We start from the raw sequence: 19032 nt of genomic DNA, 5'->3' as shown, positions 1-19032 counted from the left end.
TCAGTGGGAAGAGAGTCAGAGTGGGCTCTGCCGGTAATGGCAAAATGAAAAAAATGCTTATACAAGGGCGGCTTTTTTTACGCGTCTAGAATTGATTTTAAAAAGTCAAAACAGTACCGACCAGCGCGCTACTCTGCTGGTCGGTCATATCGCTTCGAGGTATGACCAATGGCACGTACTCAGTTATTAATGGACTGGGCTAAAGAGGAGTTCGGCGAAGACGATTGCCCTAGTTATACAACCATTCTTTCTTATGCAAAGAACAACATGATTGAACCACCGGCGAAGAAAGCCGGTCGTTATTGGCGCGTTGACAAAGGGGCCAGGTATATCGGTCTTTCATGTAAACCTGTGACAAAGAAAAACGACGATCCCCGCTTGTTGAGGATTTTAAATGATGGGCAGGCCTCGTAAATTTGCATTGAACATTCCAGGACTTTATTGCAGCACTGACAAGCGAACTCAGCGCATATATTGGAAATATAAGCACCCCCTTACCGGTGCAGTCCATGGTTTAGGGACTAATGCCGAAGAAGCAAAAGCGATAGCAATCGAAGCTAATAACAGATTATCAGAACAGCAACTGCGAAACACACTGGCCGTGCGGGACAAACTGAGCCGTGCTGTTGGCGGGAGCATCAGCGTTTCAACATGGCTAGATCGTTATCTGGTTATCCAGGAGGAACGCAAAACAGCCAATGAAATTACTGAAAACACCGTTAAACAAAAAATCGCACCAGTTAAAGCGATGCGTAACGCGTTGGCGGCTAAACCGATCCGCGATGTAGATACCCGCGATATTGCGGACATTCTGGATGATTACAAAAAACAGGGGCACTCCAGAATGGCCCAGGTGGTCAGGACAACACTGATCGATGTTTTCAAAGAAGCGCAACATGCCGGCGAAGTCCCTCCAGGCTACAACCCTGCCGAGGCGACGAAAAACCCACATAACCGTATAGGTCGTGAACGTATGATTTTAGATGAATTCAATACCATGCTTAGCGTGACGCCAGCACCGTTAGAGTACATGAAAAATGCAATGTTACTGGGCCTCGTTACGGCCCAACGACAAGGCGACATCAGCAAAATGCAGTTTTCTGACGTCTGGGACGGGCATCTACACGTTGAACAAATAAAAACCGGGGCTAAGGTCGCGATCCCCCTTTCGCTTCGCTGTGATGCCATTGGCATGACCCTGGAGCAGGTAATCACTCAGTGTCGAGATCATATTGTCAGTCCTTACCTCGTCCACTACACGCACAACACGGCAATGGCCAGGCGTGGGGGCATGGTTAAGCCCAACACTATCAGCACAAGTTTTAAAAAGATTCGTGAGCTATCTGGATTGTCTTGGAGCAAAGGAACTCCGCCCAGCTTTCACGAAATCCGTTCGCTGGCCGAACGCTTATACCGGGAACAAAAAATCAATACTCGGGATTTACTTGGGCATAAAAGCCAGCGTCAAACTGATCGATACAACGATGACCGAGGCAAAGAATGGAGAGTTGTAGGGGCGTAAAATACGGTTATTTTTCATACCGTTTTGCAGAAGAGTTTTGCAGGGGTTTTGCAGAAGAATTTTTGGAGGGGGGAAAGAGACGGGAGCCATAAGCTCCCGTAATCATTCAACGCTAAAACACAATTACATGTGTTTAACGATAGCGTCGCCAAACTCTGAACATTTCAGCAGTTTAGCGCCATCCATCAGGCGTTCGAAGTCATAGGTCACGGTCTTGGCAGCGATGGCGCCTTCCATGCCTTTAACAATCAGGTCAGCCGCTTCGAACCAGCCCATGTGACGCAGCATCATTTCTGCAGACAGGATGATGGAACCTGGGTTCACCTTATCCTGGCCAGCATACTTAGGTGCAGTACCGTGGGTCGCTTCGAACAGTGCGCAATCAGAACCAATGTTGGCACCCGGTGCAATGCCGATACCACCAACCTGTGCGGCCAGGGCGTCGGAGATGTAGTCACCGTTCAGGTTCATACACGCAATCACGTCGTATTCAGCCGGACGCAGCAGGATTTGCTGCAGGAAGGCATCGGCGATCACGTCTTTAACGACAATTTCTTTACCGGTGTTCGGGTTCTTGATTTTCAGCCATGGGCCGCCGTCAATCAGCTCACCGCCGAACTCTTCGCGTGCCAGTTCGTAGCCCCAATCCTTGAAGGCACCTTCGGTGAACTTCATGATGTTGCCTTTGTGAACCAGGGTCACAGAGTCACGGTCGTTGGTGATAGCGTATTCGATCGCTGCACGAACCAGACGTTTGGTCCCTTCTTCAGAACATGGCTTCACGCCGATACCGCATTGCTCTGGGAAACGGATTTTCTTCACACCCATTTCGTCGCGCAGGAACTTGATCACTTTGTCTGCTTCAGCAGAACCGGCTTTCCATTCGATACCCGCATAGATGTCTTCGGCGTTTTCGCGGAAGATCACCATGTCGGTCAGCTCTGGCTGTTTAACCGGGCTTGGGGTGCCCTGGTAGTAACGCACTGGACGCAGACACACGTACAGGTCCAGTTGCTGGCGCAGGGCCACGTTCAGGGAGCGAATACCGCCACCGACAGGGGTCGTCAGCGGGCCTTTGATGGCAACGCGGTAGTCACGGATCAGATCCAGGGTTTCTTCCGGCAGCCACACGTCTTTCCCGTAAACGTGAGTGGATTTTTCGCCGGTGTAGATTTCCATCCAGGAGATTTTACGTTCGCCGTGGTAGGCTTTTTTCACTGCTGCATCAACCACGTGAATCATAGCAGGGGTAACGTCAACGCCAATACCGTCGCCTTCGATAAACGGAATGATCGGGTTATTCGGAACAACCAGTTTACCCTGGGCATCGACCGTAATCTTTTTACCTTCTGCCGGAACAACTACTTTGCTTTCCATCAACCTCTCCTTCAAGCGCAATTTTTGTTAATGCTTTGTAAGATGCGTGTAGATACTACTGGAATTTTCTGTCCGCGCCAATCCGAAACGGATTCGGTTATAATGCGCCTATCATCCGTAATCTCAACTGTTATGAAAAAATTCTCTGTTAAAAATCACAAAGTTAAACGATTCAGCAAGCCTGAGTCCGCTAAACCCGCTGTAGCACAGGGCCCGCGTCGTGTCGTGTTATTCAATAAGCCATTCGATGTGCTCCCGCAATTTACCGATGAAGCAGGCCGCGCGACGCTGAAAGAATTCATTCCTTTTCCTGATGTTTACGCCGCCGGACGCCTGGATCGCGACAGTGAAGGGTTATTGGTATTAACCAATGACGGCAAGCTACAGGCACAGCTTACCCAACCGGGTAAACGCACCGGCAAAGTGTATTACGTACAAGTCGAGGGTACGCCGCAGGAAAGCGATTTGGCGCCCTTGCGCAGCAGTGTCACGCTCAAAGATGGCCCTACGCTGCCTGCCGGTGTGGAGTTGGTCGCAGAACCACAATGGTTGTGGCCACGCAACCCGCCAATCCGCGAACGTAAATCGATCCCTACCGCCTGGCTAAAAATCACCCTGTATGAGGGCCGAAACCGCCAAGTGCGTCGCATGACTGCACATATCGGCTTTCCTACCCTGCGGCTGATTCGCTACAGTATGGGCGATATTTCATTGGGTGAACTGCAACCCGGTGAATGGAAAATCCTGGATTCACTGTAATTGGCCTCTGGAGCAGCAACGATGAAAACATTAACCGCGCTACTGTTCACCACTCTGCTTTCCGTCTCTGTCGCACAGGCTGCCAGTTTCGACTGCGCCAAAGCCGTCAACGCCGATGAAAAGGCGATCTGCGCCAGCCGTACACTAAGCGACAAAGATGTGGAAATGGCCACAAAATACCAGTTTTTGCACGGCCTGTTCGCCATGGGGGTGAGCGGAGAGATGCTAGACCAACAACAAAGCTGGTTAGAGCAGCGTAAACTGTGCGGTAGCGACGTCAATTGCCTGTCCGCCAGTTACAAAACTCGCATTGCCGAGTTGGATGATATCTATCAGCACATTAACAAACCGCTGTAAGAGGCCGCCATGTTTAAACCGCACGTCACCGTTGCCTGCGTGGTTCACGCCGCTGGAAAGTTTTTGATCGTCGAAGAAACCATCAACAACAAGGCATTATGGAACCAGCCAGCCGGTCATCTCGAGGCTGACGAGACCTTGGTGCAGGCCGCTGAACGCGAACTGTGGGAGGAAACCGGCATCCGTGCCACGCCGCAATCATTCCTCAAGCTGCATCAATGGATCGCACCGGACAATACGCCGTTTCTGCGCTTTTGCTTTGTTATCGAGCTGGAGCAGCAATTGCCAACAGCGCCGCACGACAGCGATATCGATCGCTGTCTGTGGCTGACTGCCGACGAAATATTGCAGGCCCCTAACCTGCGTTCCGCGCTGGTAGCGGAAAGCGTTCGTTGTTATCAACAGCCGGAACGTTATCCGCTGTCGCTGGTCAGTAGCTATAACTGGCCGTTCTAAGATAAATAAGTGCCGTGCGCCGGCGCGGCCAACGTGGTAAAATCCTGCGCTTGTTTTTTATCAGCACGGTTCGTGTTCAAGTTCGTGAGATCCCCATGTCAGACAACAGCCAGAAAAAAGTAATCGTCGGTATGTCCGGCGGCGTCGACTCTTCCGTTACTGCCTATCTGTTACAGCAACAGGGCTATCAGGTCGCTGGGCTGTTTATGAAGAACTGGGAAGAAGACGATGACGAAGAATATTGCTCCGCAGCGACCGATCTGGCCGATGCGCAGGCAGTATGCGACAAACTCGGTATCGAACTGCATACGGTGAATTTCGCGGCAGAGTACTGGGACAACGTTTTTGAACTGTTCCTGGAAGAGTACAAAGCCGGCCGTACGCCGAACCCAGACATTCTGTGCAATAAAGAAATCAAATTCAAAGCGTTCCTGGAATTCGCCGCAGAAGATCTGGGCGCCGATTTTATCGCCACCGGTCACTACGTACGTCGCCAGGACGTAGAGGGCAAAAGCCGCTTACTGCGCGGTGTCGACGGTAACAAAGACCAGAGCTATTTCCTCTATACCCTGAGCCACGAGCAGGTTGCACAAAGCCTGTTCCCGGTCGGTGAACTGGAAAAGCCTGAGGTGCGTCGCATCGCCGAACAGCTTGAGCTGGTCACCGCCAAGAAAAAAGACTCTACCGGTATCTGTTTTATCGGCGAGCGCAAATTCCGTGATTTCCTCGGCCGCTACCTGCCTGCACAACCAGGCCCCATTGTCACTGTCGACGGCCAGACCGTCGGTGAACATCAGGGCTTGATGTACCACACCCTGGGTCAACGTAAAGGGCTGGGCATTGGCGGCATGAAGGACAGCAGTGAAGATCCGTGGTACGTCGTCGACAAAGACGTTGCCAACAACATTTTGGTGGTCGCCCAAGGGCATGAGCATCCGCGTCTGATGTCCGTCGGTCTGATCGCACAACAGCTACATTGGGTCGACCGTCTGCCACTGACTGGCCCCTTCCGTTGTACGGTGAAAACGCGTTACCGCCAACAGGATATTCCATGCACAGTCACCCCGCTTGACGAAGAACGTATTGAAGTGCGTTTCGACGAGCCGGTCGCCGCTGTCACCCCAGGCCAGTCTGCCGTGTTCTATCAGGATGAAATCTGTCTCGGCGGCGGCATTATCGAACAGCGTTTACAGGAGTAATCGTGGCGAAGAATTATTATGACATTACGCTGGCGATGGCCGGAATCAGCCAGGCCGCGCGTATGGTCCAACAGTTGGCGCACGAAGGCCAATGCGATCGCGACGCCTTTCATCTCTCGCTAAGCAGCCTGCTGCAGATGGACCCGTCTTCCACGCTGGCCGTCTTTGGTGGTGAAGAGCGTAATCTGAAAGTGGGTCTTGAGACGCTGATGAGCGTGCTCAATGCCAATAATAAAGGGTTGGGGGCAGAACTGACTCGCTACACCATCAGCTTGATGGTGCTGGAGCGCAAACTCAACGCCAATAAACAGGCGATGAACCAGCTTGGTGAACGTCTTGGTCAACTTGAACGTCAGTTGGCGCATTTTGATCTGGAATCCGACACTATTATCAGCGCACTGGCCGGCATTTATGTCGACGTGGTCAGTCCGCTCGGGCCACGTATCCAGGTCACCGGCTCGCCGGCTATCTTGCAAAACCCGCAGGTGCAGGCCAAGGTTCGTGCCACATTGCTGGCGGGCATCCGTGCCGCCGTGCTGTGGCAACAGGTTGGCGGCAGCCGCCTGCAGTTAATGTTTTCCCGTAATCGTCTGTTCAAACAGGCGCAAAATATCGTTGCTCATTGTTAATAGATCCCAGGAGTTGCTACCGATGGAATTATCCTCACTGACCGCCGTCTCACCCGTTGATGGACGCTACGGTGATAAAGTCAGCGCACTGCGCGCCATTTTCAGCGAATACGGTCTGCTGAAATTCCGCGTGCAGGTTGAAGTACGTTGGCTGCAAAAACTGGCCGCCTGCGCAGAAATCAAGGAAGTTCCGGCTTTTGACGCCGACGCAAACGCTTTCCTCGACAAAATCGTCGCAGAGTTCAGCGAAGAAGACGCGCAACGCATCAAGACTATCGAACGCACCACCAACCACGACGTGAAAGCGGTTGAGTATTTCCTGAAAGAAAAAGTGGAAGCGATCCCTGCCCTGCAGGCGGTGTCCGAGTTTATCCACTTTGCGTGTACCTCAGAAGACATCAACAACCTGTCGCACGCACTGATGCTACAAACCGCGCGTCAGGACGTGGTGCTGCCGTACTGGCGTAAAATCATCGATTCAATCAAGGGCCTGGCGCTGGAATACCGTGATATTCCGTTGCTGTCCCGTACCCACGGCCAGCCGGCAACGCCGTCTACCGTCGGGAAAGAATTCGCCAACGTAGCCTACCGTATGGAACGTCAGTTCCGTCAGTTTGAGCGCGTGGAAATCATGGGTAAAATTAACGGTGCTGTCGGCAACTATAACGCCCACATTGTCGCTTACCCTGAAGTGGACTGGCATGTCTTCAGCGAAGAGTTCGTTACGTCTCTGGGCATCACCTGGAACCCGTACACCACGCAGATTGAACCGCACGACTACATCGCAGAACTGTTTGACTGCGTGGCGCGTTTCAACACCATCCTGATCGACTTCGATCGTGATATCTGGGGTTATATCGCCCTGAATCACTTCAAGCAGAAAACCATCGCTGGCGAAATCGGTTCTTCTACCATGCCGCACAAGGTCAACCCGATCGACTTCGAAAACTCTGAAGGTAACCTGGGCTTGTCTAACGCGGTATTGGGTCATTTGGCCAGCAAACTGCCGGTTTCCCGCTGGCAGCGCGACCTGACTGACTCCACCGTGCTGCGTAATCTGGGTGTTGGCCTGGGTTATGCGCTGATCGCCTACCAGGCGACCATGAAAGGCATCAGCAAGCTGGAAGTGAATCAGGCACACCTGTTAGACGAACTGGATCACAACTGGGAAGTGCTGGCCGAGCCTATCCAAACCGTGATGCGCCGTTATGGCATCGAAAAACCGTACGAAAAGCTGAAAGAGCTCACTCGCGGCAAGCGTGTGGATGCCGCGGGCATGCAGGCATTTATCGATGGGCTGGCCCTGCCGGAAGAAGAGAAAACGCGCCTGAAAGCCATGACTCCAGCGAATTACATCGGTCGCGCCGCGACCATGGTTGATGAACTGAAGTAACGGCTTGGTTTCAAGTCAAAAAAGGCGGCCGTTTGGCCGCCTTTTTTATTCCATAAAATCCTGCAATCGTTTTTTCTGCTGCCCGTTCGCAGTAAAGTTATCGGGGTTTAGCCATTGCTCAAACCCGGCGTTGATAGCCGGCCACCGGTCAACCGTCATCGCGAACCAGTCGGTATCCCGGCTGCGGCCTTTGGTGACCACTGCATACCTGAATGTCCCCTCATGGTTGAAACCAAATCTCGCCGCGGCCTGCCTGGAGGGGGCATTATGGCTGTCACACTTCCACTCGCAGCGACGATAGCCCAAATCCTCAAACACGTGCTTTAACATCAGATAAATCGCTTCGGTGGCGCTTGAACGCTGCTTCATCGCCGGTGACCAGCTGACATGGCCAATTTCCGCCACGCCGTTGCCTTCGTCGATACGCATATAAGCCACCGTCCCAACCGGAAGCCCGCTTTCACGGTCAAACACCGTCAAATTCACCAGTGTGGGGTTCGCCTGCAGCGCAGTCAGGTGTTGCAACATCGCCGCTGGGCTCTCAGGCCGTTCTATCGACAAATAGGTCCAGTCCCGGCCATCCGGCGCCTGCTGGAAGGCGTGGAACAACGCAGCATGATCTCGCTGTGGGTCAAGCAGCTTCAGCTGGCAAAAGCGCCCTGCCAGGGTTTCCCCTGCGGGCCGTTTCGCCGCTCGCCACTCGGATAATGACTCACCGACCGGCTGCCCGAATTGATTGATCATCATATATTCTCCGCCGCTAACGGTTATAAACAATAAACGAGCTTCTTTGGCCTACTTTGTCGTACAGTGAGCGCGCTGGGGCGTTATATTCTTGTGTCATCCAATAAACCCTATCGCTGCCTTTTTCATTCGCCAGCAGATAAGCTTGCTCGAATAACTTTTCGGACGCTTTCTTACCCCGCGCCGCCGGTGAAACATAAAGATCTTCAATATAGCAATAACCGGCAGAGCTCCAGGTTGATGGGTGAAAAATCAGATTCATTAATCCCAACAATGTGCCGTCTTTATCTTCCGCCACCAGGCCGTAAACCTGATGCCCTTCGCATAACCGTTCAAAGGTATGATCGGTGACCTGCGCCGGAACCTCCGCACGGTAAAAATGAAGATAGCCTTGCCAAAGATCCAACCACTGTGATTTGTCATCGCTTTGTATTTTTCGTACTACAACTTCATTGTTGATTGGGCGCATAGATCCTCGCGGGTTTTCTGAGAAAAAATAACGTAATACCAGCAGGATACACCCACCACTCAAGGCTGAATACAGACCAATTAATAACAGTAAGCAGACCAATTTGGCGGGACTATCACCTTTAAGCAGGTGCTTGAAGTTCGCCAAAAATAGATGATAACCTTTTGATAAATTTTACAATCTCATCCGGTGTATAGGCAGCAAAGCCGAAGACCAATGCCCCTTTACTGGGTTTATGAGTATAAAAGTCAATCAGCCCGTAGACTTTCATTCCTTGGGCCGCGGCAGCATGAATCAACCGCCGCTCGGTGGCTGCGTCTGCCAGCGGGCATACCAGCTGCAGACCGCCCTGCGGCAACAGCGGCTGAGTCCAGGCACCAAGATACTGATGAACTGCAGCATGCAAAATCTCAAGCCGAGCCTGATATATCTTGCGCATGTTCCTTAAGTGTTCGGCATAAAAATCGCCATGTAAGAATTTGAATAACGTCATTTGTGGTAATGCAGACGTATAACCATCCTGAAATTGCTTTGCCGCCACCATAGGTTTAATTAACTGCGGAGGAACGATAAGGAATCCAATACGCAATCCCGGGAATAAGGTTTTACTGAAGGTGCCAATATATAAAGTCCGTTGATATTGATCCAACCCTTGCAATGAGGCGGTCGTCAGGCCGTTATAATTAAATTCAGAATCGTAATCATCTTCAATAATCCAGGCTTTTTCATGCTGTGCCCACGCCAAAAGTTTCAGCCTTCTTTCTATGCTGAGCGAATGGCCTAACGGATAATGGTGAGAGGCCGTGATATACACCCCCCGGGCTCCCGCGTCCGCCTGAATCAGCGCATCAATATCCATACCGGATTGATCCACACCGATCGGATATGTGATTAACCCCGCAGACTGAGCCAATTTTTTAGCCCCCTGATAACCGGGTTCCTCAACGAAGACGCTGTCGCCGGGGTTAAACAGGACCTGGGTACACAGCGATAACGCCTGCTGGGAACTGGTCACCACGATCACCTGCTCCGCACTGGCTTTAACCCCCCTCTCACGGCGCAGATAGTCAATAATTTCTGCTCTTAGCTCCACCAGCCCCTGAGGATCGGCATAGCCTAACAGAGACTCGGCTCCCTGACGCACGGCCTGTCTTTCGAGCTGTAGCCAGCTTTCGATGGGGAACAGCCGCAAGTCGGGCAATGAAGGGGTCAGTGCACCATTACGGCAGGTATGGGGAGTATGCGCAGCAACCAGCAGAGAACGGCCATGTGCGCTAAGCTCCCGTTCTACCAAGAGGGTGCTTTCAGTCTTCTCCGAAGCCAACAACTCACGGCCGATCAACGTATTTTGCTGATAACTGACAAAGCTGCCACGCCCTACGGCTCGGGCAATGTAGCCTTCGGCTTCCAGTTGGGCATAGGTTAACTCGACGGTATCGCGCGAAATAGCCAGCCGTACGGCCAACGTGCGGCTGGGCGGAAGTTTAGCCAAATACCCCAGCGTTCCGGCGATCGCGAGTTGCTTAATCGTCAGGTGCAACGCGGCTTTACGCGTCAATCCTTGCCGTAAATGCCGGGTAAAGGTCACGTGTATCGCATCCTGCGTCGCGTGCTGCTTATTGTCGCTGCTGGGCTTCATAGTGTTCCGAGTCAAAGATAGGCCGGTGCGGCCCACACCAAGAGTTACTGTGATACAGGGAATTATGTCACAACCGTACAGCGCGGTACCCGCCCTGACGTAACCTGAACAAAATGCCTGGGTTTTCTGGTTAACGGCCTCTTCTGTTTAAGTTTGGTTTAGCTTTGCCCCGCCATTGTTTATCCTGCGTTTATCGGGCGTTGCCGATAATGGCGGCGTACAAAAAATAGATAGCGCTTATTTTTAACCAAGGTTCTGCGTCCCTTGCGATAAGTGCAGGTTATACCTACCATAACGTCAACACGATCAGATGGGTATGGTTACCGCGCTATCCCGTATACGCCAAAGAGCGTGTTACCTTTTATAGCGCGGGTGACAGGATGTTCACCCGCCACTCTACAGGAGTCTGTCATGCGAGTACTGGTTGTTGAAGATAATGGTTTGTTGCGCCACCACCTCTCTGTACAGATGCGTGAAATGGGCCACCAGGTTGATGCAGCGGAAGATGCCAAGGAAGCCGACTATTTCCTGCAAGAACATGCGCCAGACATCGCCATTGTCGATCTTGGCCTGCCCGGTGAAGACGGTCTGAGCCTGATCCGCCGCTGGCGTGCCCACCAGATGAAGCTGCCGATTCTGGTACTGACTGCGCGTGAGAGCTGGCAAGACAAAGTGGCCGTGCTGGAAGCCGGCGCCGACGACTATGTCACCAAGCCGTTCCATCTGGAAGAAGTCATCGCCCGTATGCAGGCGTTGATGCGTCGCAATAGCGGCCTTGCTTCACAGGTCATCGTTTTACCGCCGTTCCAAATTGATCTCTCGCGTCGCGAGCTCAGCGTCAACGAACAGCAAATTAAACTGACCGCGTTTGAATACACGATTATCGAAACCTTAATTCGCAACGCCGGCAAGGTGGTCAGCAAAGATTCCTTAATGCTGCAACTGTATCCAGATGCTGAACTGCGTGAAAGCCATACCATCGACGTGCTAATGGGCCGGTTGCGTAAAAAGCTGCAGGCGGAATACCCACAGGAAGTGATCACCACAGTACGTGGCCAGGGCTATCGTTTTGATGCGAAGTGAACATCATGTTCAACAAGGATAAAAAACCGTTTTCACTGCGCGCCCGCTTTTTGATGGCAACCGCCGGGGTGATCCTGGCGCTGTCGCTGTCTTATGGTCTGGTGGCCGTGGTGGGCTATATTGTCAGTTTCGACAAAACCGCCTTTCGTTTGCTGCGCGGTGAAAGCAATCTGTTCTTCAGCCTGGCTCAATGGAATAACAACAAGTTAACCATCGCCATTCCACCGGATATTGATCTCAACTTCCCTACTTTGGTTTTCATTTACGATGATAAAGGCAACCTGTTGTGGAGCCAGCGTCAGGTGCCAGAGTTGGAAAAACGCATCAATAAAGAGTGGCTGGAGGAATCCGGTTTCTACGAAATTGATACTGATACCCGCGTCAGTAGCGAAGTGCTGGGCAACAATCCCAAAACGCAAGATCAGCTCAAAGATTATGACGACAACGATCAAAACGCATTGACCCACTCCGTGGCGGTCAACACCTACGCGGCAACGGCCAGGTTACCGGCGCTGAGCATCGTGGTGGTCGACACCATTCCGCAAGAGCTTCAGCGTTCGGATGTGGTTTGGGAATGGTTCAGCTATGTGCTGCTGGCCAACTTACTGCTGGTGGTCCCCTTGCTTTGGCTGGCGGCTTACTGGAGCCTGCGCCCCATCAAGGCACTGGTGAATCAGGTCGGAGAGCTGGAAAACGGTGAACGTGACCAACTCGACGAGAATCCCCCCAGTGAGTTGCGCGGGCTGGTGCGCAATCTGAATATTCTGGTGCGTAACGAACGTCAACGTTACACCAAATATCGCACCACGCTTTCCGATCTCACGCATAGTCTGAAGACGCCGCTGGCGGTGCTGCAAACCACGTTACGTTCACTGCGTACCGGCAAGCAGACCACGATTGAGGAAGTTGAGCCTATCATGCTCGATCAGATCAGCCGTATCTCCCAGCAAATTGGTTACTACCTGCACCGTGCCAGTATCAACTCGGGGCAGACGGTACTGACGCGTGAAATCCATTCGGTGCCAGCACTGCTGGACAGCCTCACCGTGGCGCTGAACAAGGTCTATCAACGTAAAGGCGTGGTGATCACGCTGGATATCTCACCAGAAGTGACTTTTATGGGGGAGAAAAACGACTTTATGGAAGTCATGGGCAACGTGCTGGAAAACGCCTGTAAATACTGCCTGGAGTTCGTTGAAATCACCTCCCTCCACTCCGATAAATTCCTCACTATCGTCATCGATGACGATGGCCCAGGCATTCCGGAAAGCAAACGCGAACTGATCTTCCAACGCGGCCAGCGGGTAGACACGCTTCGCCCTGGCCAGGGTCTGGGATTGTCAGTCGCAGCGGAGATCATTGAGCAGTACGACGGTTCTATCACCATTAGCGATAGCCCATTGGGAGGGGCCCGCATGCAGGTCACTTTCGCTCGCCAGCACGACTCTCACCACCACGAGTAAATTCTGTTGTTCAGGCCCCGATCCCCGGGGCCAATCTTCCGTTATATACTCTACATAATTCGAATGGCATGGCGACGGCAAGCGAGCAAAGCCCGGTGAGCTGACTAAAGTCAGTGATTTGGGTGACAAATCTGCCGGGAGCAGATTTGAACGCTGGTTGCAGCGGCCCCGCAGGGGCGTGGCCCATGGACGGGCCACGTAACTAAGCGTAGCCAACAAAGATGCAGTTTGAAGTATGACGAGTATAATCGCACTCAGGCTCACTCCTCTATCCTGGAATAGAACATGGATTATCAATTAGATCTGGACTGGAACGATTTTTTGCAACGCTATTGGCAAAAGCGTCCGGTGATTCTGAAGCGCGGCTTCAAAAACTTTATCGATCCGATCTCCCCGGACGAGCTGGCTGGGCTGGCGATGGAAAACGAAGTGGACAGCCGTTTGGTCAGCCACCAGGACGGCCGCTGGCAGGTTGCGCACGGCCCATTCGAGAGTTTTGACCACCTGAGCGAAAACAACTGGTCACTGCTGGTTCAGGCAGTCGACCACTGGCATGAGCCCTCCAGCACGCTGATGCGCCCATTCCGTCAACTGCCTGACTGGCGAATGGACGACCTGATGATTTCGTTCTCGGTCCCGGGGGGTGGCGTTGGTCCTCACTTCGATCAGTACGACGTCTTTATCATTCAGGGTACGGGCCGTCGCCGCTGGCGTGTGGGCGAAAAAGTGCCGATGAAACAGCACTGCCCTCATCCTGACCTGCTGCAGGTAGAACCGTTCGACGCCATTATTGATGAAGAAATGGAACCGGGTGACATTCTGTATATCCCGCCAGGTTTCCCACATGAAGGCTACGCGCTGGAAAATGCCCTGAATTACTCTGTAGGCTTCCGCGCACCGAATGCTCGTGAGCTGGTCAGCGGCTTTGCTGACTATGTACTTGCACGCGAACTGGGCAGTAAACGCTACAGCGACCCGGAGATCCAACTGCGTGAACAACCGGCAGAGGTGTTACCGCAGGAAGTCGACGCATTACGCCAGATGATGTTGGATTTGGTTCAGCAACCCGAGCACTTCCAACAGTGGTTCGGCGAGTTTATCTCCCAGACGCGCCACGAACTGGATGCTGCGCCGCCGGAGCCGCCTTATCAAGCCGGGGAAATTTACGAACTGCTGCAACAGGGCGAACCTTTGCAACGCCTGGGTGGACTGCGCGTACTGCGCGTAGGCGACCAGTGCTTTGCGAACGGTGAACTGATGGATACCGAGCACCTGCAGGCTGCCAATGCCATGTGCCAGAACTTCAGCGTTGATGCTGCCATGCTCGGCGATGCCATTGACGACCCGTCATTCCTGGCGCTGCTGACCGCGCTGGTTAATAACGGTTATTGGTATTTTAAAGACTGAAGCTGAGTACTGTCTCATCAAGCCACCCGCTTTTCGGCGGGTGGCTTTTTTTATCCCCGTAAGACCTTCGTCCGGTAGTTTTCCAGTTCATGGTCCGGCATTCCGACCTGTTGCGCTGCCGCACAGATTTGCTGCCAGGTATTTGCATCTATCGGGATGCCCTGTTGCAACCGCGCCACGCGGTTCGCCGCCTCCCATTCCCCGGGAACTGCAATCGGCTGTCCGTCGCTTGGGGGAGAAGCCTTCACCCAGTCGATAAACGCCTCTGCTTCATTCTGCATTTCCGGCGCAGCAAAGGCCTCCGGGTTGAGAATGAGGGTGGTCATACAGTTGAATATGGCGTCGCTGTCAGATTTCAACGTCGCGTCATGGGTGGTACGCCCACCGGACAGCGCACCACCGAGAATTTCGCACAACGTGGCCAGCGCATACCCTTTATGCGCACCGAAGGGCAACAGCGAGCCAAACGGCGGCTCGTGCATCACGCAAGGCTCCGTCGTTGGTTGCCCCTGGTGATCGATAAGATAACCAGGCGCGACGCTCTGGCCCTTGTTGTAGGCCACGCGCGTTTTGCCAAAAGCAATGCCACTGGTGGCAAAATCCAACAACAGCGGTTGTTTATCGGGACGGGGAAAAATGACGCAGAATGGGTTAGTGCCAAAACGACGATCGCTGCCACCGAACGGCGCCACCATGGGATCGCCCACCACGTTGACAAAATGAATGGAGATAAAACCGGCACGTGCACACTGTTCAGCCCAGTGACCAATACGGCCAATATGGTGTGAATTATGCAACGCCACCGCCGCCAGCCCCAATTGCCGAGCGCGTTCAATCCCTTTATCCATCGCTTCGCTGGCCACCACCTGGCCAAATCCCTGGCCACCATCAATCGTCAGCACGGCCCCCGCATCGCGCACCACCTGAGCATGGACATTCAGTTGTAAATGCCCTTGCGCCAACGATGCCATGTAGCTTGGGATCATGCCGACGCCATGCGAATCGTGCCCAGCCAAATTGGCCTGGACTAAATGATCCGCCACCAGTGCGGCTTCCCGCTCCGTGCTGCCGGCATGGCGCCAAATAGCCTGTACAAACTGTTCAAGGCATTGGCGATCGATACGGTGTTCAGTGCTCATGATAAGGCTCCTAGTGCTGGATATATGTCCCACACTAGGAGCAAACCCTTGTTGCGGCAAGCAATTATAACGAGTGTAATCGGTGTTATTTTGCGCGTTCGGCCGTCAGCGCCGCGATGCGCATAATAACCGCCACCGCCTGCTCCATCCCTTCCAGGGAAACAAACTCATGCTTGCAGTGGTAGTTATAACCGCCGGTAAACAAGTTCGGGCACGGCAAACCGCGGAACGACAGCTGTGCCCCGTCGGTGCCGCCACGAATGGGCTTCATGACAGGTTCAATATCACAGTCGCGCATTGCCTGTTGCGCCAGCGCAATCACATGGGGATGCTCAGCCACCTGCTCGCGCATGTTGTAATAACTGTCTTCGATCGCCACCTCAATATAGCAATCACGCGGCAGGCCTTTACCCACCTGCTGAGCGATCTCGATCATCCGGCGTTTGCGCGCTTCAAAACCGTCACGCTCGAAATCTCGCAGAATGTAGTGCATCTCGGCGCGTTCAACGCTCCCCTTAAGGCTGCTGAGATGATAAAACCCCTCATAACCCGTGGTGGTTTCCGGGGTTTCGTCCGCCGGTAGTGCCTGCTGAATACGGGTCGCGAGAGACAGTGCGTTCACCATTACCCCTTTGGCGCTCCCCGGGTGCACGTTATTACCGACAATTTTCACCGTTACTGACGCCGCATTGAAGTTTTCACACTCCAGTTCACCCACGCCGCCACCGTCTACGGTATAGGCCCACTCGGCATTGAACTCTGCAACGTCAAACAACCGAGCGCCTTTACCGACCTCTTCATCCGGCGTGAAGGCCACGCGGATATCACCGTGTGGGATCTTACGCTGTTGTAGCCGCACCATGGCGGTCAATATCTCGGCAATACCCGCTTTATCATCAGCACCGAGCAGCGTTTTACCGTCGGTGGTGATCAGTGTCTGCCCCAACATGTGGTGCAGGATCGGAAACATCACCGGTGATAACACTTCATCGCCGATGCCGAGCGCAATATCGCCACCGCGGTAATTCTCGACGATCTGCGGGTTAACGTGCTTTCCGCTAAAGTCTGGTGACGTATCCAGATGCGAAATAAACCCAATTGCCGGCACGGGCCAGGCAACGTTCCCCGGCAAGGTGCCCATAACGCAGCCATGCTCGCTGAGCGACACCCGTTCAAACCCCAATTCAATCATTTCCTGCTGCAACGCGCGCGCCAGCTTCAATTGCCCGTCGGTGCTCGGCACATGTTTGACGTTCGCTTTAGATTGCGTGTCGAATGAGACGTAGTTAAAAAAGCGATCTAGTAGTTTATCCATGGTATCCGCCCTCAGAATATCGCGTTTCATTATGCGGAACCGGTTCGGATCAAATATTGAGACAGGTCATTTTTACCCAGATTTAACGGAAATCATTAATTGCAGTGATAATTACAGCGGTGCGGGTTCGTTCATCGATGGTGGAGCGTTGAACAACATGGGTAGGCCGGTGGCGCAAAGCGGCTAAGCAGGCGGGCAAACATCAAGGTGTGAAGGAGAAAGTTCAGGACGCCACAGGCTGCGCCCTGAAACCAGCGTTAAGGTTGATCGGCTCTTTCGACTTTCCCAACCAGGAATTTGTGCACGAACCGTGGTACTACCGCACTGGCAGGACCATAGTGTTTTTCATCAAACTGACTTTCTACCTGGCTGGGCTCCAGATTCAGTTCCATGGTGTGCGCGCCGCCCAAGCGTGCCTCGTGTACAAAACCCGCAGCCGGATAAACGTGGCCCGAAGTGCCAATAGCCACAAAGAAATCGGCCTTGGCCAGCGCCTGATAGATTTCATCCATGCCCAGCGGCATTTCGCCGAACCACACCACGTGTGGCCGCAAAGGCGCCGGGAATTGGCAGCAATGGCAGCGATCGTCCACGCTGAGATCCTCCGGCCAGTCGAATACCTGCCCGGAACTGGTGCAGCGGACTTTCAACAGTTCACCGTGCATATGCAACACGCGCGAACTGCCGGCACGCTCATGCAGATTATCGATATTCTGCGTCACCAGCAGGAAGTTATCCCCCAACCAGGCTTCCAGATCCGCCAATGCGCGGTGTGCCGCATTAGGGGCAATCTCCGGGGACTGTAGCTGCCGGCGGCGTTCATTGTAAAACGCCTGCACAAGTTGCGGATCGCGCTGATAGCCTTCCGGCGTAGCGACATCTTCCACACGGTGCTCTTCCCACAAACCGTCTGCGGCGCGGAAAGTACGGATACCTGACTCGGCCGAGATCCCGGCCCCGGTCAACACCACGACAAACGGCTTCTTCAGCTCGGCCGCCGCCATGGTATCGCGATGAAAAATCCGCGAACGAAAGCGCTGATGCAGCACATGCTTACTCTTGCGAAACTGACACAGCCGATGGCGAGTGTGCATTAACTCTCTCCTTACTTTTCCCTGTGAACCAAATTGAGGAACGCAGCCCCACGTACGCCACCCGCGTCCCCATAGCGCGCTTTTTCAATTCGTGGCAACTTGGCCACACGCAACAGATGCGCGGGTAAACGCTCGGGTAACGCCTGGTAGATGGCTTCAAAATTCGATAACCCGCCACCAATCACCACCAGATGTGGATCAATAATGGTCAGTAAATTGCCCAGGCATATCGCCAGAACATCCATAAAACGTTCGACATGAGCCACCGCCTGCGGCTCACCCGACTGATAATGCGCAATAATCTGCTGTGCAGGCAAGTGCTGCTGATAAAAGTGGGCGTACATCCACTCAAAACCGCGACCAGAAATGTAATTTTCGATGCAACCTTGATGGCCGCAGCCACAAGGAACGCGAGGTATATCATGCCCCAGCACGTCAAGCGCATCCACCGGCAGGCGGAAATGGCCAAATTCGCCAGCGATATAGTTACGCCCGGAGACCACTTTGCCGTCGACGATCAACCCGCCGCCCACCCCGGTGCCAAGGATAATGCCCAACACCGTTGGATAGTGACGGAACTCGTCGTCCCAGGCCTCCGACAGCGCAAAACAGTTGGCGTCGTTATCAATACGCACGTCACGACCAATCAGCTCAGCCAGATCCAGTGGTAAGCGTTGCCCCATCGCCGCCGGGACGTTAGCCGTGAATACCGTACCATCATCGTCGTTGGGCAGCCCCGGAATGCCGATACCCACCATGCCCTGTTGGCCACAGAACGCATCCGCCTCAAAGGTCAGATCGCGCAACGTTGCCAGCAGCTGCTGATAATCGTCACGCGGTGTCGGCACCCTTTTTTGCCAAATGCGTTGCAGGTCTGCATCAAACACGCCCAGCTCAATCTTGGTGCCGCCCATATCGAAACCGTAGTACATAACCCACCCTTAGGCTAAAAAAATGGGGCGGCATCGCTGCCTCCCCTGATTTTGA

The 19032-nt window shown here is 53.4% G+C and carries 19 protein-coding genes; 11 read left to right on the top strand and 8 right to left on the bottom strand.

From position 1 onward, the window contains the following. Window positions 1-168: 168 nt before the first annotated feature. Both JOE25_RS04315 and JOE25_RS04310 read left to right on the top strand, forming a co-directional pair. Complete coding sequence (locus tag JOE25_RS04315; RefSeq protein ID WP_209632876.1) at window positions 169-414, top strand: excisionase; 246 nt, start codon at window positions 169-171, stop codon at window positions 412-414. Continuing rightward, window positions 395-1522, top strand: a complete 1128-nt coding sequence (locus JOE25_RS04310; protein WP_209632875.1) for a phage integrase Arm DNA-binding domain-containing protein — start codon at window positions 395-397, stop codon at window positions 1520-1522. Before JOE25_RS04315 ends, JOE25_RS04310 begins: the two co-directional genes overlap by 20 nt. A gap of 123 nt (window positions 1523-1645) precedes the next feature. Here the strand turns inward: JOE25_RS04310 and icd are convergent, their stop codons facing one another. After that, window positions 1646-2899: an NADP-dependent isocitrate dehydrogenase gene (gene icd / locus JOE25_RS04305; protein ID WP_037420531.1), complete on the bottom strand. Its 1254-nt coding sequence runs from the start codon at window positions 2897-2899 to the stop codon at window positions 1646-1648. 132 nt (window positions 2900-3031) lie between these two features. Here icd and rluE point away from each other — a divergent pair, with 132 nt between their 5' ends. The 6 genes from rluE to purB all read left to right on the top strand — a co-directional run bounded on the left by rluE (window position 3032) and on the right by purB (window position 7692). Further along, complete coding sequence (gene rluE / locus JOE25_RS04300) at window positions 3032-3658, top strand: 23S rRNA pseudouridine(2457) synthase RluE (protein ID WP_209632874.1); 627 nt, start codon at window positions 3032-3034, stop codon at window positions 3656-3658. A gap of 21 nt (window positions 3659-3679) precedes the next feature. Next, window positions 3680-4015 (top strand): hypothetical protein, encoded by a 336-nt coding sequence (locus JOE25_RS04295; protein WP_209632873.1) that lies wholly within the window; start codon window positions 3680-3682, stop codon window positions 4013-4015. Window positions 4016-4024: 9 nt separating this feature from the next. Further along, window positions 4025-4471: an NUDIX hydrolase gene (locus tag JOE25_RS04290; protein ID WP_209632872.1), complete on the top strand. Its 447-nt coding sequence runs from the start codon at window positions 4025-4027 to the stop codon at window positions 4469-4471. A 95-nt stretch (window positions 4472-4566) separates the two neighbouring features. Further along, on the top strand, window positions 4567-5670 hold the full coding sequence (mnmA, locus tag JOE25_RS04285) for a tRNA 2-thiouridine(34) synthase MnmA (protein WP_209632871.1): 1104 nt from the start codon (window positions 4567-4569) through the stop codon (window positions 5668-5670). A 2-nt stretch (window positions 5671-5672) separates the two neighbouring features. Next, entirely contained in the window at window positions 5673-6299 is a 627-nt protein-coding gene (gene hflD / locus JOE25_RS04280) for a high frequency lysogenization protein HflD (RefSeq protein ID WP_209632870.1), read from the top strand. Window positions 6300-6321: 22 nt separating this feature from the next. Continuing rightward, window positions 6322-7692: an adenylosuccinate lyase gene (purB, locus tag JOE25_RS04275; RefSeq protein WP_061807620.1), complete on the top strand. Its 1371-nt coding sequence runs from the start codon at window positions 6322-6324 to the stop codon at window positions 7690-7692. 45 nt (window positions 7693-7737) lie between these two features. Here the strand turns inward: purB and JOE25_RS04270 are convergent, their stop codons facing one another. The 3 genes from JOE25_RS04270 to JOE25_RS04260 form a co-directional block, all read right to left on the bottom strand. Continuing rightward, window positions 7738-8439 (bottom strand): GNAT family protein, encoded by a 702-nt coding sequence (locus tag JOE25_RS04270; RefSeq protein ID WP_209632869.1) that lies wholly within the window; start codon window positions 8437-8439, stop codon window positions 7738-7740. A 13-nt stretch (window positions 8440-8452) separates the two neighbouring features. Further along, the gene (locus JOE25_RS04265) at window positions 8453-8905 is read right to left on the bottom strand and encodes a GNAT family N-acetyltransferase (protein WP_209632868.1); all 453 of its coding nucleotides are present in this window, start codon (window positions 8903-8905) and stop codon (window positions 8453-8455) included. 121 nt (window positions 8906-9026) lie between these two features. After that, window positions 9027-10544, bottom strand: coding sequence for a PLP-dependent aminotransferase family protein (locus tag JOE25_RS04260; protein WP_209632867.1), 1518 nt, complete (start codon window positions 10542-10544; stop codon window positions 9027-9029). Between the two features lie 411 nt (window positions 10545-10955). On the opposite strand from JOE25_RS04260, the gene phoP reads away from it, so the two are divergent. The 3 genes from phoP (at window position 10956) to JOE25_RS04245 (ending at window position 14497) form a co-directional block, all read left to right on the top strand. Then, complete coding sequence (gene phoP, locus JOE25_RS04255) at window positions 10956-11627, top strand: two-component system response regulator PhoP (protein WP_020826469.1); 672 nt, start codon at window positions 10956-10958, stop codon at window positions 11625-11627. Window positions 11628-11632: 5 nt separating this feature from the next. Continuing rightward, window positions 11633-13090, top strand: a complete 1458-nt coding sequence (gene phoQ, locus JOE25_RS04250; protein ID WP_209632866.1) for a two-component system sensor histidine kinase PhoQ — start codon at window positions 11633-11635, stop codon at window positions 13088-13090. A 285-nt stretch (window positions 13091-13375) separates the two neighbouring features. Continuing rightward, window positions 13376-14497: a cupin domain-containing protein gene (locus tag JOE25_RS04245; protein WP_209632865.1), complete on the top strand. Its 1122-nt coding sequence runs from the start codon at window positions 13376-13378 to the stop codon at window positions 14495-14497. Between the two features lie 50 nt (window positions 14498-14547). Here the strand turns inward: JOE25_RS04245 and JOE25_RS04240 are convergent, their stop codons facing one another. The 4 genes from JOE25_RS04240 to nagK form a co-directional block, all read right to left on the bottom strand. Next, window positions 14548-15636: a malate/lactate/ureidoglycolate dehydrogenase gene (locus JOE25_RS04240; RefSeq protein ID WP_209632864.1), complete on the bottom strand. Its 1089-nt coding sequence runs from the start codon at window positions 15634-15636 to the stop codon at window positions 14548-14550. Window positions 15637-15721: 85 nt separating this feature from the next. After that, complete coding sequence (gene pepT / locus JOE25_RS04235; protein ID WP_209632863.1) at window positions 15722-16951, bottom strand: peptidase T; 1230 nt, start codon at window positions 16949-16951, stop codon at window positions 15722-15724. A 257-nt stretch (window positions 16952-17208) separates the two neighbouring features. Then, the gene (gene cobB, locus JOE25_RS04230; RefSeq protein WP_209632862.1) at window positions 17209-18045 is read right to left on the bottom strand and encodes a Sir2 family NAD+-dependent deacetylase; all 837 of its coding nucleotides are present in this window, start codon (window positions 18043-18045) and stop codon (window positions 17209-17211) included. 11 nt (window positions 18046-18056) lie between these two features. Further along, entirely contained in the window at window positions 18057-18977 is a 921-nt protein-coding gene (gene nagK, locus JOE25_RS04225) for an N-acetylglucosamine kinase (RefSeq protein WP_209632861.1), read from the bottom strand. Window positions 18978-19032 lie beyond the last annotated feature (55 nt).

This window comes from Serratia sp. PL17, from assembly GCF_017832355.1.
Lineage (GTDB): Bacteria > Pseudomonadota > Gammaproteobacteria > Enterobacterales > Enterobacteriaceae > Serratia.
Note: the sequence above shows the minus strand (reverse complement) of the source record. Positions and strands in the feature narration are given on the sequence as shown.

Coding starts and splice junctions, on each gene's coding strand:
- JOE25_RS04315 (WP_209632876.1), top strand. CDS start 169: ATGGCACGTACTCAGTTATTAATGGACTGGGCTAAAGAGGAGTTCGGC.
- JOE25_RS04310 (WP_209632875.1), top strand. CDS start 395: ATGATGGGCAGGCCTCGTAAATTTGCATTGAACATTCCAGGACTTTAT.
- icd (WP_037420531.1), bottom strand. CDS start 2,899: ATGGAAAGCAAAGTAGTTGTTCCGGCAGAAGGTAAAAAGATTACGGTC.
- rluE (WP_209632874.1), top strand. CDS start 3,032: ATGAAAAAATTCTCTGTTAAAAATCACAAAGTTAAACGATTCAGCAAG.
- JOE25_RS04295 (WP_209632873.1), top strand. CDS start 3,680: ATGAAAACATTAACCGCGCTACTGTTCACCACTCTGCTTTCCGTCTCT.
- JOE25_RS04290 (WP_209632872.1), top strand. CDS start 4,025: ATGTTTAAACCGCACGTCACCGTTGCCTGCGTGGTTCACGCCGCTGGA.
- mnmA (WP_209632871.1), top strand. CDS start 4,567: ATGTCAGACAACAGCCAGAAAAAAGTAATCGTCGGTATGTCCGGCGGC.
- purB (WP_061807620.1), top strand. CDS start 6,322: ATGGAATTATCCTCACTGACCGCCGTCTCACCCGTTGATGGACGCTAC.
- JOE25_RS04270 (WP_209632869.1), bottom strand. CDS start 8,439: ATGATGATCAATCAATTCGGGCAGCCGGTCGGTGAGTCATTATCCGAG.
- JOE25_RS04265 (WP_209632868.1), bottom strand. CDS start 8,905: ATGCGCCCAATCAACAATGAAGTTGTAGTACGAAAAATACAAAGCGAT.
- JOE25_RS04260 (WP_209632867.1), bottom strand. CDS start 10,544: ATGAAGCCCAGCAGCGACAATAAGCAGCACGCGACGCAGGATGCGATA.
- phoP (WP_020826469.1), top strand. CDS start 10,956: ATGCGAGTACTGGTTGTTGAAGATAATGGTTTGTTGCGCCACCACCTC.
- phoQ (WP_209632866.1), top strand. CDS start 11,633: ATGTTCAACAAGGATAAAAAACCGTTTTCACTGCGCGCCCGCTTTTTG.
- JOE25_RS04245 (WP_209632865.1), top strand. CDS start 13,376: ATGGATTATCAATTAGATCTGGACTGGAACGATTTTTTGCAACGCTAT.
- JOE25_RS04240 (WP_209632864.1), bottom strand. CDS start 15,636: ATGAGCACTGAACACCGTATCGATCGCCAATGCCTTGAACAGTTTGTA.
- pepT (WP_209632863.1), bottom strand. CDS start 16,951: ATGGATAAACTACTAGATCGCTTTTTTAACTACGTCTCATTCGACACG.
- cobB (WP_209632862.1), bottom strand. CDS start 18,045: ATGCACACTCGCCATCGGCTGTGTCAGTTTCGCAAGAGTAAGCATGTG.
- nagK (WP_209632861.1), bottom strand. CDS start 18,977: ATGTACTACGGTTTCGATATGGGCGGCACCAAGATTGAGCTGGGCGTG.